This is a genomic window from Pseudarthrobacter xylosi (genome assembly GCF_055412765.1).
On record NZ_JBVAYT010000001.1, the window covers coordinates 486,125 to 512,715 of the forward strand.

Here is a 26,591-nt window from a genome sequence, read left to right on the forward strand (position 1 = left end):
CTTTCCTCTTTCGGGACAGGTAGTTCGGAACAGGAACGTCAGTGGGTCGTACGTCAGCTGGCGCGTGGGTCAGTGGGTGCTGGCGACGGCGATTGACTCGCCGTCGACGTCCTCGAGCCGTTGGGAGCGGTCCGAGATGACGTAGTAGACCACGGCGGCGATGCCGGCCGCGACGAACCACGCGAACGGGGCGGCGGCTTCCAGCGCCGGAACAAAGGCGATCAGGAGCGCGATGGCGGCAGCGGGCACCATGGCGATGATGGCCCGGGGGTTGAAGCCCTTCTTGTAGTAATAGGTTCCCGCCGGGTCCTCGGAGTAGAGCTCAAGGACGTTGACCTTGCCGCGGCGCAGCAGCCAGTAATCGGCCATCACCACGCCGAACAACGGGCCGAGCAGCGCTCCGAGTCCGCCCAGGAAGTACACGATCACCAGCGGGTTGTTGTACAGGTTCCACGGCAGGATGATGAGGCCGATGGTGCCGCTGACCCAGGCCGCCTTCCGGAAGTTCAGGTGCTTCGGGAAGAGGTTGGTCAGGGCGTACACCGGGGCCACAAAGTTGGCCATCAGGTTCACGGCGATGGTAAGGATCAGCAGCGCAAGGCAGGCCAGGACAAGGAAAAGTGTGTTCGGGATGGTCTGGACGATGTCCGACGGGCTCTGGATGACGGTGCCGTTGATCTTGAACTGTCCACCGGCCATGACCACCACGATCGCGCCGAAGAGAAGCATGTTGATGGGGATGCCCCAGAAGTTGCCGCGCACCACGGCCTTCTTGGAGACGGCGGAACGGGTGAAGTCGCAGAAGTTCAGGACGAACGTTCCGTAAATGGCAACCCACAGGGCACCGCCGGCGAAGATTGTGCGCCACATTTCGGCGCCTTCGAGCGCATTGTCCGAGGCCCAGGCGATGGAGCCCCCGGCTTCGACGAAGATCCAGACCGCGATGGCTGCCATGGTCACCAGGATGATGGGCCCGGCGAACGCTTCATACTTGCGGATCATCTCCATGCCGAAGCTGACGATCACCAACTGGACAATCCAGAGGAACACAAACGACGCCCAGCCCAGGGTGGACAGGCCAAGGATGGAGTTGGCGTCCAGCTCTTTCAGCGAGGGAACCATGGCTACGAGCATGACCCGGAGCACTACGGACGCGAGGTAGGTCTGGATGCCGAACCAGGCCACGGCCACCGCCCCACGCAGGAGGCTGGCGATTTGGGCTCCCCTGATGCCGAAGCTGATCCGGCTCATGACAGGGAAGGGAACTCCGGTCTTGACGCCCATAAAGCCGGAGAGGCTAAGCAGCGCAAACAGGAGGACAGCTCCGACTCCGAGGGCGAGGAGGATCTGCCAGCCGCCCAGCCCGAGGGCGAAGAGTCCGATGGCGAACGCGTAGTTTCCAAGGCTGTGGACGTCGTTGGCCCAGAGCGTGAAAATGCTATAGCTGGTCCAGCGGCGACCTTCGCGCTTGGTCGGGGCCAGGTCGATGTTGTACAGGGTGGGGCTGATGGTCCGGCCGGAGGCGGCGCTGGCTGCATCACAAAGCGCGTCGACACCCATGGAAGGGTGGGCTGATTTGCCCAGGTCAGGGTCAACGGCTGGCTCCGGTGTCGGATCGACGCCGGTCAACGGGGTTGTCTGCATCGTGATCTCACTTCTTGAAGATGTCTTCCATGTGTTCCGCAGTGGGATTAATGCCGGAAACGACCGGCAGGAGCGTCATTGCAATTTCCACAATGCGGAAAATAGGTATCGAGTAGTGAAATAACGGTATGACCTGGATCACGCATCAGTCAAGGGTCGCCGGAACGGGACCGGTCATAAACGGTTGCTTCAACTGCAACGCGGGGTCAGATACGGCCCAATAAACCCCAAAACATGGGCCGTATCTGACCCCGCGTTGGTCTTAGTGGGAGGGAACCAGCCCGCTTTCCTTCAGGCCCAGGTAGATCTTGTCCCGGCCGATCGGCAGCTCCGCGAACCGGACTCCCGTGGCGTTCCGGACGGCGTTGGCCAGGGCCGGCGCCACGGGATTGAACGGGCTCTCGCTCATGGACTTTGCACCGAGCGGGCCAACCTGGTCGTTCGTCGAAGCGAAGTAGACCTCACTGCGCGGCACGTCCGCGAAGGACGGGATGTGGTACTGCCGCAGGATGTCCGTGGTGACCCGGCCGGCGTCGTCAACGCGGACCTCCTCATACAGCGCAGCGCCCAGCGCCTGCGCGATGCCGCCTTCGATCTGGCCGCGGCACTGCCGCGGATTAACCACCACACCGGCGTCCGCGGCCTGCACGCTCTGCAGGATCCGCAGTTCTCCCGTACCTGTGTTGACGGCCACGCGGAAGCCGTGGACGTTGAATGCCACCGATCGCGGGGTCCCGTCCCAGTTGCCGTCGACGGCGAGCTGCACGCCCTGGTGCCGCCCGGCGTTGTGGATGTCCGCGAGCGGAATCCGCCGCCCGGCACAGTCCACGCCGCCGTCGTCGAGCACACATTCGGTCTCCGGAACCCCGGTCAGCGCCGCCGCAACGGTGATGATCCGGGACGCGAGCCCGGTGGCCGCCAGGAGTGTGGCCTTGCCGGCCACCACCGTCCCGGCCGAGCCGAACGCACCGGTATCGTGCTCCACCAGGTCGGTATCGGACTGCCGCACAGCCACTTTGCCTGCCGTGGTGGCGAGCGCCGTCGCGGCCAGCTGCGCGTGCACGGTGGTGGTGCCGTTGCCGAATTCGGCGGTCCCGACGTCGGCCGCGAAGGTGCCGTCCGGGAGCAGGCTCACGCGGGTATGGGCGAAGTGGCCGCGGGGCGGGACGGTGTCGATCATGGACAGCGCGGAACCTTCGCCGGTGACCCATTCCGGGCCGAGGTCATCGAGCCCGGCATCGCGGTAGCGCTGCTTGCCGCGGTCCAGGGCGTCGCGCACCAAGGAGATGCACTGGTCCAGGCCGTAGCTGCCGTAGTGGACGTCCTCCTCCGGCTCAGGGTTGGTGGAGAGCATGTCATCGCCCTCGCGCACCATGTTCCGGCGCCGGAATTCCATCGGATCCATGCCGATGCCAACAGCCAGCTCATCAATGGCCGACTCGATGGCAAAGATCATCTGGCTCAGCCCGTAGCCCCGGAACGCCCCGGCCGGCACGGTGTTGGTGTAGACGGCGTGCGCGTCCACTTTCTTGTTGGCGCACTTGTACACGGCCAGCGATTCGCCGCAGCCATGGAACATGACGCCCGGCGCGTGATTGCCGTACGCACCGGTGTTGGTGACCACGTCCAGCTGCAGCGCCGTGAGGAACCCTTCCTTGTTGGCGCCTGCCTTGAGCTTGATGGTGAAGGGGTGCCGCGTGGTGGTGGCGGTGAACTGCTCGGTGCGGGTGAACTCCACCTGCACCGGCCGGCGCAGGGTGAGTGCGGCGAGGGCCACGAGGTCCTCGGTGAGCACTTCCTGCTTGCCGCCGAAGCCGCCGCCCACGCGACCGGCCACCACGCGGATACGGTCCTCCGGCAGGTCGAACACCCGGCCCAGCGTGCGCCGGACCAGGAACGGGACCTGGCTGGAGGTGCGGACCACGAGGCGGTCTTCGGCGTCGAGCCAGGCGATGGAGGAGTGGGTTTCCAGGGCGACGTGCTGCACGCGCTGGGTCCGGTACGTGTGCTCGTGAGTGAAATCCGCAGCGGCGAACCCGTCCGCCACGCTGCCCAGCTCCGAGTGCAGCTCGGCCACTACGTTCTGCCGCGGCCGCGAGATCCTGGCCTTCACGGCGTCCTTGTCCCCGTGCAGGGCTGGTGCACCGGGAAGCATGGCGTCCTGCGGGCTGAAGACGGTGTCCTGCAGTTCGTATTCCACGTGCAGGGCGCGGGCGCCGGCCTCGGCGGCACCCACCGATTCGGCCACGACGGCGGCAACCCGCTGGCCGATGAACCGCACCACATCATCGAGGACGCGGGTGTCGTCGGGATCGTCGGTGTAGAGCTCGTGCTGGGCCGTGGAGAAATGTTGCCCCGGGGCGTCCTCGTGGGTGAAGACCGCGACGACACCGGGTACCTGGAGCGCGGCCGTCCTGTCGATGGACACGATCCGCGCGTGGGCGTGGGGTGAGCGCAGCAGTTTCAGGTGCAGCAGGCCCTCGAGCTCGTCGGCCGGGACGTCCAGGGTGTAGCGGGCGCTACCGGTGACGACGGCGGCGCCTGCCGGGGCGGGCACGTTGTCGCCGAGCTGCCCGGCCCGGGATGTTGTGGTGCGGGCGGCGGACGTGCCGACCGCGGCGGTGCCATCCGCGGAAGCTGGACGGACAGCGTCACCCGCCACGCCGCCGTCGTGCGTGTGCGTGTTGTGGGTCCCGCACACGGCGTCCGCGATGGAACGGTAGCCGGTGCAGCGGCAGAGGTTGCCCTTGAGGCTGCGGGGCAGGTTGGCCTTCTGTTCGTCGTCGAAAGTGGCTGCTGTCATCATCATGCCGGCGGTGCAGAAGCCGCACTGGAATCCCTGTTCGGCCAGGAACTGCTCCTGCACGGGATGCAGCGCACCGCCCTGGGCGAGGCCTTCGATGGTGGTGACGGACCTGCCCTCCGCGCGGACGGCCGGGTAAATGCAGCTGTGCACGGGGGTGCCGTCCACGTGGACGGTGCAGGCACCGCAGTCGCCGCCGTCGCAGCCCTTTTTGACGCCGAAGTTGCCCTGTTCGCGCAGGAACGTGCGCAGGCACTGGCCGGGGCGGGGTGTGGCCGGGGTGGCGGTGCCGTTGATTTCAATTGCCATGCTCAGGCCTCCTTCTGCTGTTTGTTCTGTGGTGTCTCGGGTTGCGCGCTCGGCTGCGGCGACGTGGCATGCGGCTGGACGGACGGTCCGGTCCAGAAATCGCCCGACACGGTGAGCCGTTCTTCCAGCAGTTCCGCACGGATTTCCTCCGCGAGCCGGAGGGTCATGTCCCGGCGCCATTCGGGCAGCCCATGGATGTCATCGTGGTACAGCTCCGCCGGGATAGCTTTCCCGACGGCGGCCGCCAGGGCCGCCGGGCCGGCCATCGTGGCGGCGGCGAACCGCAGCTGCACGGGACGTTTGGTGGCCGCAGTAACGGTGATGACCAGGCCGCCGTCGGCGTCCCGCCGCCCGATCAGCAACACCCCGGAACGGCCGAGGTTGCTCAGCGAGAGCCGCCGGAAGGCCACTTTGGCTGACAAGGCCGACGCCGGCAGCTGGATGCTGCGCAGGAGTTCCCCGGGTGCCAGGCTGTTTTGCCCGTCGCCGGTGATGAACGTGGCTACCGGGACCGTCCGGCTGCTGCCGCCGGGACCGAGGATGGTGGCGGTGGCGTCCAGGCCGGCGCAGAGCGAGATCATGGGCCCAGCCGGCAGCGAGGTGCACAGGTTGCCGCCCACGGTGGACATGTTCCAGATCTTGAAGGAAGCCACGAAGGAGTCGCAGCACGGCCGGAACAAGGCCAGTCCCGGCCAGTTCCGGCCGGCTACTGCGGCGGAATCCGGCAGGGCATAAACGTCCGCGATGGTGCACGTGGCGGCCAGTTCAATCCCGGCGTCGCTCACGGTCACCGCAGGCCAGCCGGCTTCACCCAAATCCAGCAGCCGCTTCAGGACAGTGCTGCCGTAGGAGAACAGCACCGTGCCGCCGGCGAGCCAGGCGTCGCCGTCGCGCCAGTCGGCGGGGTCGGTCGTTGGGACGACGGCCTCGATGGTGTTCATGTCCATGGGTCCTCCTGGCGGGGTTCGTGCGTGCGGGGATCGTATGTGCGGGGTTCGTGCGTGCGGGGATCGTGTGTGCGGGCGTCTGGGTGGTGGATGGGGCCGCTGCCGTCCTTGAGGGAGGTCGCCTTGACCGTCGCCACCGTGGTGCTGCCTGGTCCGACCCGGCCACGGGAAGCGATGATCTCGGCGGTGATGGAAACAGCCACTTCAGCCGGGGTGACCGCGCCCAGGTCCAGGCCGATGGGCGAATGGAGCCGCTCCAATGCTTCGGCCGGCGTGCCGTCCGCGAGCAGCGCATCGATGCGCTGGCGGTGGCTCCGCCGCGACCCCATGGCGCCCACATAGGCGACGCCCAGGCCGAGCGCGGTTTCCAGCAGCGGGATGTCGAACTTGGGGTCGTGGGTCAGTACGCACACCACGCTCCGGCCGTCCACGCGTCCTGCGGCTGCTTCTGCGGCAAGGTAGCGGTGCGGCCAGTCCGTGACCACGTGGTCGGCGGCGAGGAAGCGGCCCTGGCTGGAAAAAGCCGGCCGGGCATCGCACACGGTGACGTTATAGCCCAGCAGTTTCCCGGCCGGAACGAGTGCGGCGCCGAAGTCGTTGGCCCCGAAGATCAGCATCCGGGCGGCCGGCAGCCGGCTTTCCACAAACAGCGTGATGGGCTCGGGGTGTGTCTGGCCCGGGCTGTCGGAGCAGCCATCGGGTGGTGCCAAGCGGACCAGCCCGCTGCGTCCGCCTTGGAGCAGTGGTTCGAGCTGGGCGGCTGCCGCGTAAACCGTGGCGGGGTGGTCACCCACCAGGCGGGCAAGGTCCGGGGACTCCATGGCGCGGAAGCGCACAGGATCCTGTACGACGACGGCTCCCCCGCCGGCGTCCAGCCTGCGGATCAGTGCTAGGGCAGCGGTGGGCTGCTGGCCCGCCATGCTGTTCAGCATGGCGTAGTCCATCGCCTCCGGCGAGAATCCGAGCGGCTGGATGTGGACTTCCAGCTCCCCTCCACAGCTCAGCCCCACGGCGAACGCGTCCTCGGCACTGTAGCCGAACGACTCAAGGCGGCTGCCGCCGTCGCGCATTGACGCGAGCGCAGCTTCCACCACGGCGCCCTCCACGCATCCGCCGGAGAGACTGCCCAGGACGTCGCCGTGTTCGGAAACCAGCATGGAGGTACCGAGCGGCCGGGGCACGGAGCCGCCGGCGGACACGATGGTGGCGACGGCGCAGCGCTGGCCGGAGACCGCGGGCTGCCACCTTCCCAGTGAGGGGATTAGGTCCAACATGGCAACACGTCCTTTACCACTGGGGTTCCGGACGGGAAGCCTGTCCGGAACAGAGCGCGGTCTTGCCTCATAATCTCATTCCTTGCTGGTGTAGAGGGAAAGTCAGGGTAGTTGTTTGCGGGGACCGGGGCAGGGCCTCTAATCCCGCCCCGGTCCGTGCCGGAACAACTACACTCCACCGCCGCCCGCCGTCGTGGCTCCGGTGCTGCGAGCCACGGCGGCGGGACGACCACCCGATGCGGTGGGTGCGGATGGACCGCCGCTTGAGGCGCCCGAAGGGGCGGTTACGCCGGCGCCCTACGCTCCCAGCAGGGCGTTGATCGGCCCGCGGGCGAAGTAGATGATGAAGCCCGCGGTGACCACCCACATCAGCGGATGCACCTTCTTTGCCCTTCCCGATGCTGCGCTGATGACAGCGAAGGAGATGAATCCGACGCCGATGCCGTTGGCGATCGAGTAGGTCAGCGGCATGGTGATGATGGTCAGGAAGGCCGGCAGTGCTATCGAGAACTTGCTGAACTTGATCTCGCGGATCTGTGCCATCATCATGGCGCCCACCACCACCAGGGCGGCTGCTGCCACCTCGAGCGGCACCACCGAGGTCAGCGGCGTGAAGAACATCGAGCCCAGGAACAGCACGCCGGTGACCACCGAGGCCAGGCCGGTGCGGGCGCCCTCGCCAATGCCTGCAGCGGAATCGATGTAGACGGTGTTGGAGGAGCCGGATGTTCCGCCGCCCACCACTGCGCCCATGCCTTCGACGATGAAGGCGGACTTCAGCCTGGGGAACGTGCCGTCCTTGTGCGCCACGCCGGCGCTCTTGGCGAGCCCGGTCATGGTGCCCATGGCGTCGAAGAAGTTCGTGAACACCAGGGTGAAGACCAGCATGGTGGCCGCGAGGCCGCCGATCCTTGAGAAGGAGCCGAAGAGATCGAACTGGCCCACCAGGCTGAAGTCCGGGGCGGACACCAGCTGGCCGGACAGCACCGGGGTATTGAGGTGCCAGCCGCCGGGGTTGTCGGCGCTGCCGGGGCCGATATGCAACGTGGCCTCGACGACGGCGGCGAGGGCAGTGGTGGCGACGATTCCGATCAGGAGGCCGCCTTGGATCTTGCGGGCAACGAGGATGCCCATAACCAGCAGACCGACGATGAAGACGAGCGTGGGGATGGAGGTGATGGAGCCGTCATTGCCGAGCTGGACCGGCGGGCCGCCTTTGGTGGGGCGGACGAAGCCGGAATCCACAAAGCCGATGAAGGCGATGAACAAGCCGATGCCGACGGTGATGGCGGCCTTGAGTTCCTTGGGGACTGCCCTGAAGATCGCCGTCCGGGCACCTGTGGCGCCGAAGAGGACAATCAGGATGCCGTTGATGACCACCAGGCCCATGGCTTCGGGCCAGGTGACCTCCTGGATGACGGCTACGGCCAGGAACGAGTTGATGCCCAGGCCGGCTGCGAGGCCGAAGGGGAGGTTTGCGACGAGGCCGAAAACGATGGTCATGACGCCAGCGGTAAGGCCGGTAACGGCTCCCACCTGCGCTGCCGAGAGCCAGCCGCCGGCGACGTCCGTGGGGGCGTTCTCGGCCGAGAAGCCGCCCAGGATCAGGGGGTTGAGGATCACGATGTAGGCCATCGTGAAGAACGTGACGATGCCGCCACGGAATTCGCGGGCCAGCGTGGAGCCACGCTTGGAGATCTGGAAGAAACTGTCCAGGAAGGATTTCGACGCCGGGGGGCGGGGTGCCGCTGTGTGCCCTGCGCCTGCGGGCGCAGCCTGCTCTTCAGCTGCCGATCGCATTTCTGCGGGGTCCAGGATTGTCATGTCAGCCACCGGCCCTAGTAGTCGATCCTGGAATCGAGCGTGTTCCAGGTGTTGAACGGTTCCAGGATGGCCGGGGCCAGGGGGTCACCCAGCTCCAGCTTGGCGACCGGCATCAGTGCATCCCGGTCCTCGTTCTCGAAGTACTCGTAGAAGACGGCGTCGTCGAAGCCCACGGAGGCGGCGTCGTGCCGGTCTGCGGCGAAGACCACGTTGCCGATCCGCGCCCACAGGGCCGAGGCCAGGCACATGGGGCAGGGTTCGCAGCTGGTGTAGAGGGTGGCTCCGCTGAGATCGAAGGTGCCGAGTTCGCGGCAGGCATTGCGGATGGCGGTGACCTCGGCGTGGGCGGTGGGGTCGTTCGTGGCGGTGACCCGGTTGACGCCTTCGAAGGACTGTCCGTCCGCGGTGACAATGACGGCGCCGAACGGCCCGCCGCTGTTCAGGACGTTGGCTGTTGCCAGTTTTATGGAGGTGGCCAGGAAATGTTCGGCCGTGACGGTGGTACTCATTGTGCGACTTCCTTAGTGGCAAGGAAGCCCAGTAACCCTGAGACGGGGACGCGCCAGTGAGATGGCTACCAGGCTTCAGCATGTGCTTTTGAAGGTTCGCCTGGTAGATAGCTTCCCGGAGTCCGGGTGCCCGCCTTTGGCAAGATCGAGATTAGCACCGGATGTGTGAGCAGCGCCATAGTTTTTGAAAACTTAATTTCGTGATGTGAAATTCTGCAGCAACGCGGGGTCACATACGGCCCATCCGAAGGCGTGCAATGGGCCGTATGTGACCCCGCGTTGCATTGACTTCCGTCGCGGCAGCACCCTAGGCTGGCGCCACCTGGATCAGCAGACAGGGCCTAACTGAGCTGGAACGCACTCACGCCGACCAGACAAGGAGCCATCCATGGCCCACCCACACACCCCGTCCCCGTCCCCGTCCCCGTCCAGGCTCTGGATCAGGAACCCGCTCGCCGCTTTCACCGCAAACGGGCTCGACGCCGGTGGCGGCATTGTGGTCAGCGGCGGCATCATCGCCGAGCTGGTTCCGGCCGGCGGGCAGCCATCCGCACCCTGCGATGAGACCTTCGACGCCGGCAGCCACGTGCTGCTGCCCGGCCTGATCAACACGCACCACCACTTCTACCAGACCCTCACCCGCGCCTGGGGTCCGGTGGCCAACGCCCCTCTGTTCCCCTGGCTGCAGAACCTCTATCCGGTCTGGGCGCGCCTGACTCCGGCCAGCCTGGAACTCGCGGTGAAAGTGGCCCTGGCAGAGCTGCTGCTCTCCGGCTGCACCACGGCCGCCGACCACCACTACCTCTTCCCCGCGGGACTGGAGGACGCGATCGACGTGGAGGTCGGCGTCGTACGCGAACTGGGCATGCGGGCCACCCTCACACGCGGCTCCATGACGCTGGGAACGGACGACGGCGGCCTGCCGCCGCAGTCCACGGTGCAGCGGCCGGAGATCATTCTGGCGGACAGCGAACGCCTCATCTCGCAGTACCACGAGCGCGGCGACGGCGCCGTCATCCAGATTGCGCTGGCCCCGTGTTCGCCGTTCTCGGTGACGAAGGAAATCATGGCGGAGAGCGCATTGATGGCGGAGCGGCTCGACGTCCGGCTCCACACGCACCTTGCCGAAACCATTGACGAAGAGGACTTCTGCCACTCGATGTTCGGCTTGCGGACCGTGGACTACCTGGAAAGCGTCGGCTGGCTGGGCAACCGCACGTGGCTGGGCCATGGCATCCACTTCAACGACGACGAGATCGCCCGGCTGGGAGCCGCTGGCACCGCCGTCGCCCACTGCCCGACGTCGAACATGCGGCTCGCGTCGGGCACCGCCCGCGTGCTGGAACTTGAGGCCGCCGGGGTGCCGGTGGGGCTGGGCGTGGACGGGTCGGCGTCGAACGATGCCTCCAACATGATGCTCGAGGCCCGGCAGGCGCTGTACCTGCAGCGGCTGCGCTACGGGGCCTCCGTTCCCGTGGAGCGGGCCCTTGGCTGGGCGACGCGTGGATCCGCCGCGGTCCTGGGGCGCTCCGATATCGGCCAGCTGGCGCCGGGGATGCAGGCCGACGTGGCACTCTTCCGCCTCGACGACCTGCGGTTCTCCGGCAGCCACGATCCTGTTGCCGCGTTGTTGCTGTGCGGTGCGGACCGCGCGGACCGCGTCATGGTGGGCGGGACATGGCGGGTGGTTGACGGGCAGATTCCGGGCCTGGACATAGCCGGGCTCATCGCAGAACACTCGGCCGCGGCGCGGAAGCTTGTGGCGGGCTAGCTCTTCGCTGGCCGCTTCGACGGTTCCCTGCGCACACGACGTCCAGCGGCGTCGAGCGTGCAGGGAACCGTCAGAACGGGGCCGATGCACGAGCTCTGGCTGCCACCTCCGATCGTTGCTAGCGTGGCGGCATGAGCCCGTCGAAGACCCCGGCCGAGATCCTCAACATTGGTGGCACCGAGGTGCGCATCTCGAGCCCGGACAAGGTGGTGTTCCCCGAGCCTGGGCTGACGAAGCTCGACCTGGTGCGCTATTACCTCGCCGTGGCGGATGGTGCGCTGCGCGGTGCGGGTGGCCGGCCCATGGTGCTCAAGCGCTTCCCGAAGGGCATCGACGCTGAGCCGTTTTTCCAGAAGCGCGTGCCCGAAAACCACCCCGATTTCATCGACACCACAACGCTGCACTACGCGTCGGGGACGTCGGCCGAGGAGGCCGTCATAAGGGATGCCGCGGGCCTGGCGTGGGTGGTGAATCTTGGCTGCCTGGACCTCAACCCGCATCCCGTGCGTGCCGAGGACCTTGAGCACCCCGACGAAGTCCGGGTGGACCTCGATCCGATGCCGGGAGTCAGCTGGTCCCAGATCGTGGACGTGGCGTTTGTCGCACGGGAGGTGCTCGACGACGTCGGACTCGTGGGGTGGCCGAAAACGAGCGGATCGCGCGGACTCCACATCCTGGTGCGGATCGCGCCGCAGTGGCAGTACCGCGACGTTCGGCTCGCCGCCGAGACCCTCGCCCGCGAGGTCGAAAACCGCGCTCCCGGCCTCGCCACCGCGCGCTGGTGGAAGGAAGAGCGCGGCGAGAGCGTCTTTGTCGATTTCAACCAGAACGCCAAGGACCGCACCGTGGCATCCGCGTACTCGATCCGGCCCCTGCCCGACGCCCGGGTCTCGACACCGCTCACCTGGGACGAGGTCCACTCCATCCGGCCGGAACAGTTCACCGTGCGCACGGTGCCTGAGCGCTTCGCCGGCATGGGTGACCCGCACGCCGGGATCGACGACGCTGTCGGTTCACTCGATGGACTCCTCGCACTGGCAGCCAAGCTCGGCCCCGCCGAGAAAGCCCCCCGCAGCGGCGACGGCTCCGGCCGCCGGTTGTCCGTGATGCCGCTCCTCGAGGTGGCCCGGACCAAGTCCAAAGCCGAGGCGGTCGCTGCCCTCGACGAGTGGAAGACCCGGCATGCCGACGTCGTCCCGGCCCTGCATCCGGCCGATGTGCTCGTCGACGGCATGCGCGGATCAAGCTCGCTCTGGTACCGGGTGCGGGTGAACCTGCAGCACGTCCCCGAGGCGGAGCGCCCGCCGCAGGAGGAACTCATCGCCGACTACGACCCCTGGGCAGGCAAGCAGTGGCCGGAGCGCCCTGGATCGTAGCGCCCGCCCCTGCCTGCCGGCCTGGGGACACGGAAACGGCCTGGGGACACCCGAATTCCGAATTCGAGTGTCCCCAGGCCGCTTGGGCGTCCTCAGCGAAGATGAGTGTCGGTCAGCCCCGTGGGGAACGCTGGCGGCCGAAGCCCGGCAGGCCCTGGACCCAGCGCGAGAAGCGGCCCGGAATATGCTCCCGGTCCGCGGGCAGATAGAAGTCCGGATCCGTTCCGCCTCCGAGGGGAAGGTAGAACTCCTGGACGGCGGGTGCCGCCGTCCGTTCCGGTGCGACCGGCGTTGTGTCCTGCTGATACATCTGATCCTCCTCCGAGGTGGTTGATACTGGTTCTATTATTCCGCAAAGTGGAAAAGAACTTTTGCTATATGAAATATGCTAGATTGCCGGGCTTCGGTACGTCAATGGTCCGGATGACCCTCGGTCACAAACTGATTTTTCAGATTGTGATGTACACCACCCAAAAGCTGGGCTATTCTGATACCCAACTCGTGGCGCAAGTCACGTAACCTGGGAGCAGCAGGCAGGGTCGTAATGAGCTGGCATCAATGGATGCCGGCTCTTTTTTGTTGGGGTCGGCTCCACCAGAAACGCGCTTGAAACACGCGCTTAATTTCGTTGGTGGACCTTGAAGGTTCCACCTCGCAGAAGTTGGGATATGACCATGAGCAACAAGATCGTCCTCGGCGACAACCAGTACGGCAAGGCAGAAGTCCGCGTCGTCAAAGTCACCCGCGACACCGACCGCCACCAAATCGAAGACCTGAACGTCACCTCGCAACTGCGCGGCGATTTCGAGGCTGCCCACCTACAGGGCGACAACGCCCACGTCGTCGCCACGGACACCCAGAAGAACACCATCTACGCCTTCGCCCGGGCGGGAGTCGGCTCCCCCGAAGCCTTCCTGCTTCGCCTCAGCGAGCACTTCACATCAGGCTTCGACTGGGTCACCGGCGGCCGCTGGGAGGCCGAGTCCTACACCTGGGACCGGATCCAGGCGCACGGCTCCGAACACGACCACAGCTTTGTCCGCAACGGGCAGGAAGTCCGCACCGCCGTCGTGGTCCGGGACGGCAACACAACGCACGTGATCTCCGGGCTCAAGGACCTGACCGTTCTGAAGACCACCCAGTCCGGCTTTGTGGGCTACCCTCGCGACAAGTACACCACCCTGCCGGAGACCACAGACCGTATCCTGGCCACGGATGTCTCCGCCCGCTGGCGCTACAGCACCGGCCTGGACCACACGGCCACGGATTTCAACAAGAGCTACGACGACATCAAGGCCCTGCTGCTCGAGGGCTTCACGGAGAACTACTCCCACGCCCTGCAGCAGACCCTGTTCGACATGGGCAAGAAGGTCCTCGAGGCACACGGCGAAGTGGACGAGATCAAGTTCTCAATGCCCAACAAGCACCACTTCCTGGTTGACCTCTCCCCGTTCGGGCTCGACAACCCCAACGAGGTCTTCTTCGCAGCCGACCGCCCGTACGGCCTGATCGAGGCCACGGTCCAGCGCGAAGACTCAGGCACGGCCCCCGCCGCCTGGAACGGCATCGCCGGCTTCTGCTGAGCTGCCCACGCTGATTGAGCCCGTCGGGACCCTGGGTTTCGACGGGCTCAGCCACCGGTGATTGAGCCGGTGGGAGCGAAATCCCCCGCACACTCTTAGCCAGACCACGTTAGCCAGACAAAGATGTCTGCCATGAACCAGAAAGTCTGCCGTGAACTTCAAGAAAAAGTCCCCCAGCCTGGCCGCCAAGACCGGCCGCCAGCCCTCTGACCGTCCCGAAGACCAGCGCCTCTCCATCGGCAGCAGCTTCGCCTACGGCTTCCAGCACGTCCTGACGATGTACGGCGGCATCATCGCCCCGCCGCTCATCATCGGAGCCGCCGCCGGCATGTCCTCAACTGACATCGGCCTGCTCATCGCGGCCTGCCTGTTTGTCGGCGGCCTGGCCACCATCCTGCAGACCGTGGGCATCCCGTTCTTCGGCTCGCAGTTGCCGCTGGTCCAGGGCGTCTCGTTCGCCGGCGTCTCCACCATGGTGGCGATCGTCCACGGCGGCGGGGGCATCCAGTCCGTTTTCGGCTCGGTCATCGTGGCCTCGCTCATCGGCCTGGCCATCACCCCGTTGTTCTCCAAGATCATCCGGTTCTTCCCGCCGGTGGTCACGGGCACCGTCATCACCACCATCGGCCTGACGCTGATGCCGGTGGCGGCCAACTGGGCCATGGGAGGCAACAACAAGGCACCCAACTACGGCAGCGTGGCGAACATCGGCCTGGCCGCCGCCACCATGGGCATTGTGCTGCTGCTCAGCAAGGTCGGCAGCGCCACCATCTCGCGGCTGTCCATCCTGTTGGCCATGATCATCGGGACTGTCATCGCCTTCGTCACCGGCATGGCCGATTTCTCCAAGGTGGGCCAGGGTGAGATAGTCGCGTTCCCCACTCCGTTCGCTTTCGGCCCGCCCACGTTCCACATCGCGGCCATCATCTCCATGCTGATCGTCATTCTGGTGACCCTGACTGAAACTTCGGCGGACATCATCGCCGTCGGAGAGATCGTGGGCACCAAGGTCGATTCCCGGCGCATCGGCGACGGACTGCGCGCCGATATGCTTTCCAGTGCCATCTCGCCGCTCTTCGGCTCCTTCACCCAGAGCGCCTTCGCCCAGAACGTGGGCCTGGTAGCCATCACCGGCATCAAGAGCCGCTTCGTGGTGAGCGCCGGCGGCGTGATCCTGGTGGTCCTCGGGCTGCTGCCCGTACTGGGCCGGGTAGTCGCGGCGGTGCCCACACCCGTCCTGGGCGGTGCCGGCGTCGTACTCTTTGGAACGGTGGCCGCCAGCGGCATCCGCACGCTGTCCAAGGTGGAGTACAAGAACAACATGAACCTGATCATCGTGGCGGCGTCCATCGGGTTCGGCATGATCCCGATCGCCGCACCGGCCTTCTACGACCAGTTCCCGTCCTGGTTTTCCACCATCTTCCACTCCGGCATCAGCTCGGCCGCCGTCATGGCCATCGCGCTGAACCTGCTCTTCAACCACCTGAAGGCCGGCAACTCGGAGAACCAGTCGGTATTTGTGGCCGGCACGGCCCGGGTGGTCACCGACGCTGACCTGAAATGCCTGGCCGACGGCGACCGCTTCGAGGGCGGCAAGCTGATCGACGCCGAGGGCAAGGTAGTCCCGGTGGAGTCGTCGTCGAAGTCTGACCACTAGCGTCTCCACCACCAAACAGCGCGAACGTACAGTTGAGGCCCCAAATCCGCGGATTCCGGGGCCTCAACTGTACGTTCGCGCTATGAGCGTGCGTTCGACGGGTCAGTTCTGGTTGAGCTCCGCCGAGATGGCCATCGCGGCCTGGCGCAGCAGCGGCACGGCTCGGTCGGCGAAGCTCTGGTCCACGCGGCTGATCGGCCCGGAGACCGAGATGGCCGCAGGGGTTGGCGCGTTGGGCACGGCCATCGCGAAGCAGCGCACGCCGAGCTCCTGCTCTTCCTCGTCGATGGAGTAGCCGCGTTCACGGATCAGCTTGAGATCGGCGAGGAGGGCATCGATGTCACCGATGCTCTTGGCCGTGGGGGTGGGCATGCCGGTGCGGGCCACGATGCCGCGCACTACCTCGTCGTCGAGCTGGGCCAGGATCGCCTTGCCCACGCCGGTGTCGTGCGTGTGGGCGCGGCGGCCCACCTCGGTGAACATGCGCATGGAGTGCAGGGACGGTACCTGGGCCACGTAGATGACCATGTCCGAATCCAGTACCGCCATGTTGGAGGTTTCGCCGAGGCGCTCCACGAGGTTCTTCAGCTGCGGGCGGGCCACGGCTCCCAGCTGCTTGCTGGCGCCTTCGCCAAGCCGGATCAGCCGGGGGCCCAGCGCGTAACGGCGGTTGGGCAGCTGGCGGATATAGCCAAGCGAGACCAGGGTACGCAGCAGGCGGTGGATGGTGGGCAGCGGCAGGTCCGTGGAGGCGGAGAGCTCGCTGAGCGTCACGTCACCGCCCGCGTCTGTGATGAGTTCCAGCAGTTCGAAGACGCGCTCGACGGACTGCACGCCTCCGGAGGCTTTTTCAGCCATTCCGTTGTCTCCTATGGCTCAGATTCTGACATCTCTTATCCACATCGTGAAAAGAGTTGCTTAGAACACTCAACATACAGCACAACCAGGCCCCGGCGATGTCCCCAAACATGACCACCAAGGGGTTGCATTTCCACTTTGTAGATAATAATATCCATAATACGAAAACATTCGGTTGCACGAACGGTCCGGCGACGGACCCAACGAGGAGGAAATTCAATGGCGAACCCGAGCCCCGGAAATTCGATCACCCTGCGCGTCGCGGCGCCCTCGAGCTTCACCGCCACGAGTGAACTCGCTGCCGCCGTCGGCGCAGCCGGTGCAGCCATCACGGCGCTGGACGTCACGGAATCCCACCACGACACCCTGGTTGTGGATGTCACCTGCAACACCACCGACGACGACCACGCCGCCCGCGTCAAGGACGCCCTGAACGCGCTCGACGGCGTCACAGTCCAGCACGTCTCGGACCGCACTTTCCTGATGCACCTCGGCGGCAAGCTCGAGGTAGTCCCCAAGGTGGCCCTGCGCAACCGTGACGACCTGTCCCGTGCGTACACGCCCGGCGTCGCCCGCGTCTGCCTCGCCATCGCGGAGGACCCGTCGGCGGCCCGCAACCTGACCGTCAAGCGCAACACCATCGCCGTCCTCACCGACGGTTCGGCCGTCCTGGGACTGGGCAACATCGGCCCAGCCGCGGCCCTCCCCGTCATGGAAGGCAAGGCCGCACTGTTCAAGCAGTTCGCCAATGTCGACGCATGGCCGGTCTGCCTGGACACCCAGGACACCGAGGAAATCATCATGATCGCCAAGGCCATGGCCCCGGTCTACGGCGGCATCAACCTTGAGGACATCGCGGCACCGCGCTGCTTTGAAATTGAGAAGCGCCTGCGCGACGAACTCGACATCCCCGTCTTCCACGACGACCAGCACGGCACCGCGATCGTCACCCTGGCAGCCCTCCATAACGCCCTTCGCGTGGTGGACAAGAAGCTCTCCGAGGTCCGCATTGTTGTCTCCGGCGTCGGCGCAGCAGGTTCGGCCATCATCCAGCTCCTCAAGGCCCAGGGCGCGCAGCACATCGTTGCCGCCGGCCGGTCCGGAGCCATCCACTCGGGCAAGGACTACGACGACGAGCACCGCGCCTGGATTGCGGCGAACACCAACGAGGAAGGCTTCGCCGGAACCCTGCACGAAGCCATGACCGGTGCCGACGTCTTCATCGGCGTCAGCGCCCCGCACGTGATCGGCGAAGAGCAGGTTGCCGCCATGGCCGAGAACGCGATCGTCTTCGCGATGGCCAACCCGACGCCGGAGATCGACCCCGGCATCGCCTCCAGGCACGCCGCCGTGGTGGCCACGGGCCGCAGCGATTTCCCCAACCAGATCAACAACGTGCTGGCCTTCCCGGGCTTCTTCCGGGGCCTGCTCGACGCCGGGGCCAGCGACATCACGCCGGAGATGCTGGTGGCGGCCGCGGACGCTATCGCCAACCGGGTGGCTGACGACGAGCTCAATGCAAGCTACATTATCCCCAGCGTCTTCGATCCTCATGTCGCCGCCGATGTGGCCGGTGCGGTAGCGGCAGCTGCGCACGCAAACGCCGCCCGCGCTCTCTAGAAAAGGACTTACGAACATGGCTATTACTGTCACAGACCGCCAGCCGGTGGACCGCGCCGAAGAGATCCTCACCCCCAAAGCCCTGGCCTTCCTGGAGCAGCTGCACCAGCGCTTCGCCGGCACGCGCAACGAGCTGCTCGAGGCCCGCCAGGCCAAGCGCGACGGCGTCGCCCGCACCAGCCGCCTGGACTTCCTCCCGGAGACGCAGGAAATCCGCGACGGCGACTGGAAAGTTGCCGAGGCGCCCGCCGCGCTGCAGGACCGCCGCGTCGAGATGACCGGCCCGGCCACGCCGGCCAAAATGGCCATCAACGCCCTGAACTCCGGCGCCAAAGTCTGGCTGGCGGACCTCGAGGACGCCAGCACGCCCACATGGCCCAACGTCATCGACTCCATCCTGAACCTGCGTGACGCCGCAACCGGCACGCTGGCCGTCACCTCGCCCGAAGGCAAGGAGTACAAGCTCCGCAGCGACGCTCCGCTCGCCGTCGTGGTGGCCCGTCCGCGCGGCTGGCACATGCCGGAGAAGCACCTGCTGATCAACGGCGAACCCGCCGTGGGTGCGCTGGTGGACTTCGGCCTGCACTTCTTCCACACCGCCAAGCAGCTGCTGCTCAACGGCCACGGCCCGTACTACTACCTGCCCAAGATGGAATCGCACCTCGAGGCCCGGCTCTGGAACGAGGTGTTCGTCTTCGCGCAGGACTTCCTCGGCATCCCGCAGGGCAGCGTCCGCGCCACCATGCTGATCGAGACCATCCCGGCCGCGTTCGAGATGGACGAGTTCCTCTACGAACTCCGGGACCACGCCTCAGGCCTGAACGCCGGACGCTGGGACTACCTGTTCAGCATCATCAAGTACTTCCGCGACGCCGGCGAGGAGTTTGTGCTCCCGGACCGCGCCTCGGTGGTCATGACCGCACCGTTTATGCGCGCCTACACCGAGCTCCTGGTGAAGACCTGCCACAAGCGCGGCGCCTTCGCCATGGGCGGCATGGCCGCCGTTATCCCCAACCGCCGCCACCCCGAGGTCACCGAGGCCGCTTTCGCCAAGGTCCGCGCGGATAAGACCCGTGAAGCCAACGACGGGTTCGACGGCTCCTGGGTGGCCCACCCGGACCTGGTCCCCACCTGCCGCGAGGTCTTCGACGCGGTGCTCGGCGATCCGGAAACGGGCGGCCGCGCCAACCAGCTGGACAAGCAGCGCCCCGAAGTTTCGGTCACCGCCGACCAGCTGCTGGACATCGCCTCGGCCGACGGCCAGGTCACCGAAGGCGGGCTGCGCCTGAACCTGTATGTCGCCGTCGCCTACACCGCCGTCTGGCTCTCCGGTAACGGCGCCGTGGCCATCCACAACCTGATGGAGGACGCCGCCACCGCGGAGATCTCCCGCTCGCAGGTATGGCAGCAGATCCGCAACAAGTCTGTCCTGGCGGACACCGGAAACACTGTCACCCGGGAACTGGTGGAAAAGATCCTGGGCGAGGAAACGGAACGGCTCCGGACCGAATTCGGGGACGAGGCGTTCCGCCGGTACTACCAGCCGGCCAGCAAGCTGATCAGTGAGATCTGCCTGTCCGAGGACTACACGGACTTCCTCACCACCCCGGCCTACGAACTGGTGGGCTGAGGCATGGCGGTCTCCCCCACGCCGTCGCTCTCCGCGGCGGACCTCGCCGCCATCGACGCACAGCTGGCAGCCACCGACCAGCTGCTGGAACGCAATTACCCGGGCGATGACGGCACCCGCCAGCCCGTGCACACCGTGTACGTGCCGGCGGACCGTTTCACGCCGTCGTTCGCTGCCGAGTGGGGAGCCCAGGCGCTCACGACGGCGGAGGCGCACGGCGGGCTCGAGCAGCTCGGCGCGCTACTGGGCCAGGACGTCGAACTCGCCGGGGCAGTAGCGTCGCGGGTCCAGGCGAAGCTCGAAAGCGAACCGATCGAGGACCTGCGCCTCGACTTCGAGGACGGCTACGGCGACCGCGGCGACGAAGCGGAGGACGCGGCAGCGGTCGCGGCTGCCCGGGCTGTCAGCGAAGCAGTTGCCGCCGGCACCGCACCACCGTTCATCGGCATCCGGTTCAAGTGCTTCGAGGCGCCCACCCGGGCCCGCGGCCTGAAGACCCTGGACCTGTTCGTCTCCACGCTCGCGCAGGCCGGCGAACTGCCTGCCGGGCTCATCCTGACCCTGCCCAAGGTCACCACCGTGGCCCAGGTCCAGGCAATGGACTTCGCGGTGTCCCGGCTGGAGGAAGTCCACGGGCTTCCCGCCGGCCGGCTCCGATTTGAGGTGCAGGTGGAAACGCCGCAGCTGATCCTCGGACCGGACGGCACCTCCCCCGTGGCACAGTTGCCGCACGTGGTTCCGGGACGCATCAGCGCCCTGCACTACGGCACCTACGACTACTCCGCGTCGCTGCAGATCTCGGCCGAGTACCAGTCCATGGAGCACCCGGTGGCGGACTTCGCCAAGGAAGTCATGCAGCTGGCCGTCGCCGGCACGGGCATCCGGCTCTCAGACGGTTCCACCAACATCATCCCGGTGGGCGACGCCGTCGAAGATGCCTGGAAGCTGCACGGACGGCTGGTCCGCCGTTCACTGGAGCGTGGCTACTACCAGGGCTGGGACCTGCATGCCGCCCAGCTGCCCAGCCGTTTCGCCGCCACGTATGCGTTCTACCGCGAGGGCCTGCCAGCCGCCGCGGCACGGCTCCGCAATTACGTGGAACGCACCGAAGGCGGGGTTATGGACGAGCCCGCCACCGCCCGGGCCCTGGCCGCCTTTGTCCTGCGCGGCGTCCAGTGCGGCGCAGTGGGGACCGAAGAGGTCCAGGCGCTCGCCGGCGTCGAACTTTCCCAGCTGACCGCACTGGCTCACCCGCGGCTGGCACACTCCACTTCGAAGTAAGGATCCAACGATGGGCAAGTACTACACCCCGCAGGGCGGCCTGCCGCCGCAGACGCACCTGACCACGGAACGGGCAATCGTCACGGAGGCCTACACGGTCATCCCCAAGGGCGTTATGACCGACATCGTGACCAGCACCCTGCCTGGCTTCACCAACACGCGGTCCTGGATCATCGCCCGCCCGATCTCCGGTTTCTCCACCACCTTCTCCCAGCTGATCGTTGAGATCGGCCCCGGCGGCGGTGCCCCCAAGGCCGAGTTCGAAGCCGGCGTCGAGGGCGTCGTCTTCGTCACCAAGGGTAAGGTCAACCTGACGCTCGACGGCGAACTGCACCAGCTCGAGGAAGGCGGCTACGCCTACCTGGCCGCCGGTTCCACCTGGGGCCTGGAAAACGTCTCGGACGGCGTCGTCTCCTTCCAATGGATCCGCAAGGCCTACGAGCGGCTCGAAGGTTACGAGGCCAAGTCCTTCGTCACCAGTGATGCCGAGGTGGAACCCACCGCGATGCCTGATACCGACGGCGCCTGGAAGACCACCCGCTTCACGGATTCCAGCGACCTGGCCCACGACATGCAGGTGAACATCGTGACGTTCCAGCCGGGCGGCGTCATCCCGTTCCCGGAGACCCACGTTATGGAGCACGGCCTGTACGTGCTGGAGGGCAAGGCCATGTACCTGCTCAACAACGACTGGGTTGAGGTGGAAGCAGGCGACTTTATGTGGCTGCGCGCCTTCTGCCCGCAGGCCTGCTACGCCGGCGGTCCCGGCCAGTTCCGTTACCTGCTGTACAAGGACATGAACCGCCAGATCCGCCTCACCTAGGCCGCCGCTTACCAGCCCGCCTCTTTACTGGCTGGCCGCCGAAATCGCCGGAACCGTTTTCGGTCGCTGCAACGTTAGCGACCCGGATATGGTTCCGGCGATTTCGCGTTTTCGTTGGCGTCGGGACCCTGGGTCACATCCTGCGGTGAGCCTCTGTGACAAGACCTGCCACCGGGCCCAGTGATAGTCGTCGTAGGTCCCGCCGGGTTCTCCGGTGCGGACCTACGACGACCCGAAGGATGGAAATGCACAGCGCCACAATAATGACCAGGAAGTCTTTGCTAGTTGGATCCGGCCTGGGATTGCTGGCACTGATCACCGGCTGCGGCAAGTCCGCTGCGGGGGCGTCGGCACCCTCGCCGTCCGCCTCCGGAGCGCCCCATGCCTGGTCCTACGACGGCGCCGAGGGCCCCGAACACTGGGGTGCTCTGAGCTCCGATTTCGGCTCCTGCTCTTCCGGCACCGCCCAGTCCCCCATCGACGTCAGCGTCAGTTCCGGCCTTACTCCGGCGCCGCTGACCCTGGCCTACGCCGCCTCGGAGGGCGAGATGACCGACAACGGCCACACCACCGAACTGCGCGCCCTCACGGCCCAGGGCATCACAGTTGGCGGCAAGCAGTACGCGTTCAAGCAAATGCACTTCCACGCCCCGTCCGAGCACACGCTGGAGGGCGTCCGGTACGAGGCCGAGTTCCATTTCGTCCACCAGGCCGACGACGGCGGGCTTGCCGTCGTCGGGATCGTCGCCGCTGTTGGGGCTGCCAATGCGGCGTGGGCGCCGTTCACCGACGGTGTGGCTGCCGCCACCGGTGGGCAGAAGGTGGCCGCCGGCGTCGTGGACTTCCCGGCACTGTTCCCGGCGTCGCTGGACCATGTCGCGTACGACGGCAGCCTGACCACCCCGCCCTGCTCGGAAGGCGTGCGCTGGCTGCTCCTTGAGACCCCCATCGAGCTGGGCGCCGGGCAGCTCGCCGCACTCCGCGCAGCCCACACGGGCAACAGCCGGCCGGTCCAGCCGCTCAACGGCAGGGACGTTGTTGTGGGCGATCAGTAAGGCCGGCGCACGACCCGCGCCGCTTCCGCGTCAGACGGTGCCCGGTCAGACTTTGCCACGTCAGACCGTGCCGGGGTCCGTGTTGGCGCCGCAGAGGATCACGGCAACGCGTTCCCCGGCCGCCGGGATGTAGGCGCCGGAGTGCAAAGCGGCGAAGGCCGTGGCCGCGCCGTGTTCCACGATGATGCGGTACTGCTCCCAGAGTAGGGAGCGGGCGGCCACGATGTCGTCGTCGGAGACCAGCACGGAGCGGACGCCGGTGCGGACGGCCACCTCGAAGCCGATCCGGCCGATCTGCCGGGCCCCCAGGGAGTCGGCGGCGATCCCGGAGACTGCCACGTCCACGGGCGCCCCGGCCGCGAGCGCGGCGTGCAGGGTGGGCGTGGATTCGGACTCGACGCCCACCACGTTCGCCCGGCCCTCCACGGCGGCCGCGACACCCGCCATGAGCCCGCCGCCACCCACGGCCACCACCACGGTGTCCACGGCGCCCAGCTGTTCCAGCAGCTCGGTTCCGATGGTGCCGGCGCCGGCGGCGATCTCGGGCTGGTCGTAGGCATGGCAGTAGACCGCGCCCGTCTCGGCGGCGTAGGCCATCGCAGCGTTGTACGCCTCGGAGTATTCGGCCCCGTGCTGGACCACATTGGCGCCGATGGCCCAGAGCTTCTTGACCTTCATGGCAGGGGCAGTCTCGGGCACGAACACAGTGGCCCGGACGCCGACTTCCGCGGCTGCGTAGGCGTTGGCGAGGCCGGCATTGCCGCCGGAGGCCACCACGATACCCGCGTCGTCCTTCAGTTCGCCGCGCTCCCGGCAGGCCAGGACCCGGTTGAAAGCGCCCCGGGCCTTGAACGTGCCGGTGTGCTGCATAAACTCGCACTTGAACCACACCTCGCCCGGAAACTGGCCGGGGTCTGCCGCCAGCACGGGTGTGACACGGATCCTCCCGGCAATCCGGGCAGCGGCTTCGTCGACGTCGGTGCGTGTGATCATGGGGAAATCCTCGTTCCGGATGGGGCTGGGTTCAACGTTCAGGCTATCGCGCGAAATATCCCTACCAGCGCCGGTGTTGCCCCGGATATGACAACCATCGGAATCATCGGAGCAGGACACATTGGCAGCCAGGTGGCCCGTAAAGCGGTCGAGCTCGGATACGACGTAGTGATCAGCAATTCCCGCGGCCCTGAAACGCTGGCCGCACTCGTGGCGGAACTGGGACCGCGTGCCCGGGCTGCGACCCCGGCCGAAGCGGCAGCGGCGGGCGATTTCGCCGTGGTGACCGTTCCCTTCAGGAGCCTCGGCAGCGTCCCCGTGGAGCCTCTCGCAGGGAAAATCGTGATCGATACCGGCAACTACTACTGGGAGCGCGACGGCCATGTTGCGGCACTCGACGCCTTCGAAGCCACCTCCTCTGGGCTGGTGCAGGAACACCTGCCCGCCTCCAAGGTGGCGAAGGGCTTCAACCACATCCGGTACAGCGAGATCACCACGGACGGCACCCCTGCCGGCACGCCGAACCGCCGTGCCCTGGCCACCGCGAGCGATTACCCCGAGGCCAGCGAGCTCGTGACGAAGCTGTATGACGAGTTCGGCTTCGACACCGTGAACATCGGGCCGCTCTCCGAGAGCTGGCGCGCGGAGCGGGACCGTCCGGCCTATGTGGCGCGGCAGACAGCTGCTGAGCTCAGCGAGAACCTGGCCAAGGCGCCGCGGACCATCTGACGCCTGAGCGCTATCCAGCCACTTTCGTGCCCGCGGAAGTCATCGAGGCCGTGGTGTAGCCGGCTTTGGACCCGGTGACCTTCACGGTGACGGTGCGCCCTGCATCACCGGAGCGGAGTTTATAGGTGGCGGCACTGGCCTCGCCAATCAAAACCCCTGAGCGGTACCACTCGTAGGTCAGGGCCACCGGCGCCGGTCCCCACGAACCAGGCACGGCGGTAAGGGTGGACCCCACCGCCGCAGGCCCGGTGACGGAGGGCGCCGGCGCTGTGAGCGTGCCCTTTGCGGCCACACCCGTCGCGGCGGAAGTCTCTGAAACGGTGGAGTAGCCGGCTTTGGAGCCGGTGACCTTCACGGTGATGGACTGCCCCGCATCACCGGAGCGGAGCTTATAGGTGGCGGCACTGGCCTCGCCAATCAAAACCCCCGAACGGTACCACTTGTAGGTCAGGGCCACCGGCGCCGGACCCCACGAACCAGGCACGGCGGTAAGGGTGGATCCCACCGTGACGGTGCCGGTGATGGTGGGCACCGCCGTCGTGAGCGTTGCCTTGGCAATGGGGCCGGTCCCGGCGGACGTTTTCGCCGCCGCGCCGTATCCGGTCTTGGAGCCGGTGACCGTCACGGCGATGGACTGCCCCGCATCGTCGGGGAGAAGCTGGTACGCGGGACCGGTCGCGCCGCTGACCGCGGCCCCGGAGCGATACCACTGGTAGGTCAGGGCAACTGGCGCCGGGCCCCAGGCGCCCGGGACCGCGAGCAAGTAGGACCCGACGTGCGTGGCCCCGGTGATCACCGGAACCCTCGCGGTGAGGGATCCGTTATCGACGTCCGGCGCCGAGGCTTCCCGGTATCCGGAAAGAAAAGTTTTCCCCAGGAACTCCACTCCAACCCTTGAAAAGTGAACGATGTCGCCGGGATACACGCCGCCGGTCATGGCAGCCGCAAAGCCGGTGTGGGCAACCCGCGACGGCGTTTCCCGGTGGCTCCGGTCGACGTTGAGCCGGACCGGGTCCGCGGCGACGCGTTCGGGCCCCATTTGCCCCACCACGACGGGGAGATTCGGTGCTGCCAGGCGGGACCGAAAGAAGGCGATGAGTGTGTCGAACCTGTTGCTGTAGCCGGCAGTGGTCAGCGATGCATTGTTCTCGCCCTGGTGCCAGAGCACGCCCCGGAGGTCGATTTCGTGGCCGGCAGCCCGTGCCACAGCGATGCCTTCAAGGGTCTGTGCCACTGCCAGCCCGGGCAGGTCGAACTCCGGGGAGGATGCAGCCCCGACAGTCCATGTGTAGGTTGATGCGGCGTTCGTGAACCCGGTGGCGCCGTGCGCTGCCGGGATGATGAGGACCCCGACGTCGGCGGGCTGGGTTTTGAGGTATTCGCGGGCGAACGTGGTGGCGGGCGAGATTCCGGTCGGGGCGTCGTGCATGTCCAGGGGGACCGTTCCCGCCCGCAAGGTCCGGTTCTTGGCACCGTACTGGAAAATCCGCGGGTCCGCCGGATCAGCACTGCCGCCGATGGGAAGTCCGCGGCCGGACATATTGGACTGGCCCGCAGCGAGGAAAACATGCAGGACCCGCGCCGTTTCTGCCGCCTGCACAGGCACAACCCCGGCGAGCATCATGGCCGAAACCGCAAGCGCAACCAGTACGCCTTGAAGTTTTTGTATAGCTGTTTTCACGGATCCCATTCCGTCAGTGTCCTGCCGCTGCGCCCGTTAGGGCAACAGAGCCAGGTTCCTGCCTCGTCATTATTCAGCCTTCCGGACCTGGGGCCCCCTTGACTCCCGCCCCCACCTTCCCTAAACTTTTCATAAAGCAGAATCTAAATTCCACAAAGCGGAAACTCACTAAGAGCCAAGCAAGCGGGAAGATAGATCAAAGCCCCTCCTCGGAAGGACCTACG

General features: G+C 66.6%; 20 protein-coding genes. 10 read left to right on the forward strand and 10 right to left on the reverse strand.

Features of this window, described 5'->3' with window-relative positions:
* Positions 1-69: 69 nt before the first annotated feature.
* The 6 genes from ACZY1F_RS02320 to ACZY1F_RS02345 form a co-directional block, all read right to left on the reverse strand.
* Positions 70-1,644 (reverse strand): NCS1 family nucleobase:cation symporter-1, encoded by a 1,575-nt coding sequence (locus ACZY1F_RS02320; protein ID WP_463940047.1) that lies wholly within the window; start codon positions 1,642-1,644, stop codon positions 70-72.
* Positions 1,645-1,906: 262 nt separating this feature from the next.
* Positions 1,907-4,756 carry a molybdopterin-dependent oxidoreductase gene (locus tag ACZY1F_RS02325; protein WP_463940048.1) on the reverse strand — a complete coding sequence of 950 codons (2,850 nt, stop codon included), beginning with the start codon at positions 4,754-4,756 and terminating at the stop codon, positions 1,907-1,909.
* A gap of 2 nt (positions 4,757-4,758) precedes the next feature.
* On the reverse strand, positions 4,759-5,703 hold the full coding sequence (locus ACZY1F_RS02330; protein ID WP_463940049.1) for an FAD binding domain-containing protein: 945 nt from the start codon (positions 5,701-5,703) through the stop codon (positions 4,759-4,761).
* A complete protein-coding gene (locus ACZY1F_RS02335) occupies positions 5,694-6,977 on the reverse strand; it encodes an XdhC family protein (RefSeq protein WP_463940050.1) in 1,284 nt (427 codons plus the stop codon). Before ACZY1F_RS02335 ends, ACZY1F_RS02330 begins: the two co-directional genes overlap by 10 nt.
* 297 nt (positions 6,978-7,274) lie before the next feature.
* Positions 7,275-8,801, reverse strand: coding sequence for an NCS2 family permease (locus tag ACZY1F_RS02340; protein ID WP_463940387.1), 1,527 nt, complete (start codon positions 8,799-8,801; stop codon positions 7,275-7,277).
* Positions 8,802-8,815: 14 nt separating this feature from the next.
* The gene (locus ACZY1F_RS02345; protein ID WP_463940051.1) at positions 8,816-9,310 is read right to left on the reverse strand and encodes a nucleoside deaminase; all 495 of its coding nucleotides are present in this window, start codon (positions 9,308-9,310) and stop codon (positions 8,816-8,818) included.
* Between the two features lie 388 nt (positions 9,311-9,698).
* Here ACZY1F_RS02345 and ACZY1F_RS02350 point away from each other — a divergent pair, with 388 nt between their 5' ends.
* On the forward strand, positions 9,699-11,081 hold the full coding sequence (locus ACZY1F_RS02350; RefSeq protein ID WP_463940052.1) for an 8-oxoguanine deaminase: 1,383 nt from the start codon (positions 9,699-9,701) through the stop codon (positions 11,079-11,081).
* A 131-nt stretch (positions 11,082-11,212) separates the two neighbouring features.
* Positions 11,213-12,457, forward strand: a complete 1,245-nt coding sequence (ligD, locus tag ACZY1F_RS02355) for a non-homologous end-joining DNA ligase (RefSeq protein ID WP_463940053.1) — start codon at positions 11,213-11,215, stop codon at positions 12,455-12,457.
* A gap of 112 nt (positions 12,458-12,569) precedes the next feature.
* Here the strand turns inward: ligD and ACZY1F_RS02360 are convergent, their stop codons facing one another.
* On the reverse strand, positions 12,570-12,767 hold the full coding sequence (locus ACZY1F_RS02360) for a hypothetical protein (RefSeq protein WP_463940054.1): 198 nt from the start codon (positions 12,765-12,767) through the stop codon (positions 12,570-12,572).
* A 358-nt stretch (positions 12,768-13,125) separates the two neighbouring features.
* Here ACZY1F_RS02360 and pucL point away from each other — a divergent pair, with 358 nt between their 5' ends.
* Positions 13,126-14,040, forward strand: a complete 915-nt coding sequence (gene pucL, locus ACZY1F_RS02365; protein ID WP_463940055.1) for a factor-independent urate hydroxylase — start codon at positions 13,126-13,128, stop codon at positions 14,038-14,040.
* 151 nt (positions 14,041-14,191) lie between these two features.
* Positions 14,192-15,697 carry a nucleobase:cation symporter-2 family protein gene (locus ACZY1F_RS02370; RefSeq protein ID WP_463940056.1) on the forward strand — a complete coding sequence of 502 codons (1,506 nt, stop codon included), beginning with the start codon at positions 14,192-14,194 and terminating at the stop codon, positions 15,695-15,697.
* 102 nt (positions 15,698-15,799) lie between these two features.
* Here the strand turns inward: ACZY1F_RS02370 and ACZY1F_RS02375 are convergent, their stop codons facing one another.
* The gene (locus ACZY1F_RS02375; RefSeq protein ID WP_463940057.1) at positions 15,800-16,555 is read right to left on the reverse strand and encodes an IclR family transcriptional regulator; all 756 of its coding nucleotides are present in this window, start codon (positions 16,553-16,555) and stop codon (positions 15,800-15,802) included.
* Positions 16,556-16,774: 219 nt separating this feature from the next.
* Here ACZY1F_RS02375 and ACZY1F_RS02380 point away from each other — a divergent pair, with 219 nt between their 5' ends.
* From ACZY1F_RS02380 to ACZY1F_RS02400, 5 genes are all read left to right on the forward strand, one after another.
* Positions 16,775-18,175, forward strand: a complete 1,401-nt coding sequence (locus ACZY1F_RS02380) for an NAD-dependent malic enzyme (protein WP_463940058.1) — start codon at positions 16,775-16,777, stop codon at positions 18,173-18,175.
* Positions 18,176-18,191: 16 nt separating this feature from the next.
* Entirely contained in the window at positions 18,192-19,805 is a 1,614-nt protein-coding gene (gene aceB / locus ACZY1F_RS02385; protein WP_463940059.1) for a malate synthase A, read from the forward strand.
* Between the two features lie 3 nt (positions 19,806-19,808).
* Positions 19,809-21,086: a DUF6986 family protein gene (locus ACZY1F_RS02390; protein WP_463940060.1), complete on the forward strand. Its 1,278-nt coding sequence runs from the start codon at positions 19,809-19,811 to the stop codon at positions 21,084-21,086.
* A 10-nt stretch (positions 21,087-21,096) separates the two neighbouring features.
* A complete protein-coding gene (locus tag ACZY1F_RS02395; protein WP_463940061.1) occupies positions 21,097-21,909 on the forward strand; it encodes a bifunctional allantoicase/(S)-ureidoglycine aminohydrolase in 813 nt (270 codons plus the stop codon).
* A 278-nt stretch (positions 21,910-22,187) separates the two neighbouring features.
* A complete protein-coding gene (locus ACZY1F_RS02400) occupies positions 22,188-22,964 on the forward strand; it encodes a carbonic anhydrase (RefSeq protein WP_463940062.1) in 777 nt (258 codons plus the stop codon).
* Between the two features lie 60 nt (positions 22,965-23,024).
* Here the strand turns inward: ACZY1F_RS02400 and ACZY1F_RS02405 are convergent, their stop codons facing one another.
* Entirely contained in the window at positions 23,025-23,957 is a 933-nt protein-coding gene (locus ACZY1F_RS02405) for a threonine/serine dehydratase (RefSeq protein WP_463940063.1), read from the reverse strand.
* 87 nt (positions 23,958-24,044) lie between these two features.
* Between ACZY1F_RS02405 and ACZY1F_RS02410 the strand changes: the two genes are divergently transcribed.
* Complete coding sequence (locus ACZY1F_RS02410; protein WP_463940064.1) at positions 24,045-24,686, forward strand: NADPH-dependent F420 reductase; 642 nt, start codon at positions 24,045-24,047, stop codon at positions 24,684-24,686.
* Positions 24,687-24,696: 10 nt separating this feature from the next.
* On the opposite strand, the gene ACZY1F_RS02415 is transcribed toward ACZY1F_RS02410, so the two are convergent.
* Positions 24,697-26,376, reverse strand: a complete 1,680-nt coding sequence (locus ACZY1F_RS02415; RefSeq protein ID WP_463940065.1) for a sialate O-acetylesterase — start codon at positions 26,374-26,376, stop codon at positions 24,697-24,699.
* Positions 26,377-26,591: the final 215 nt, after the last annotated feature.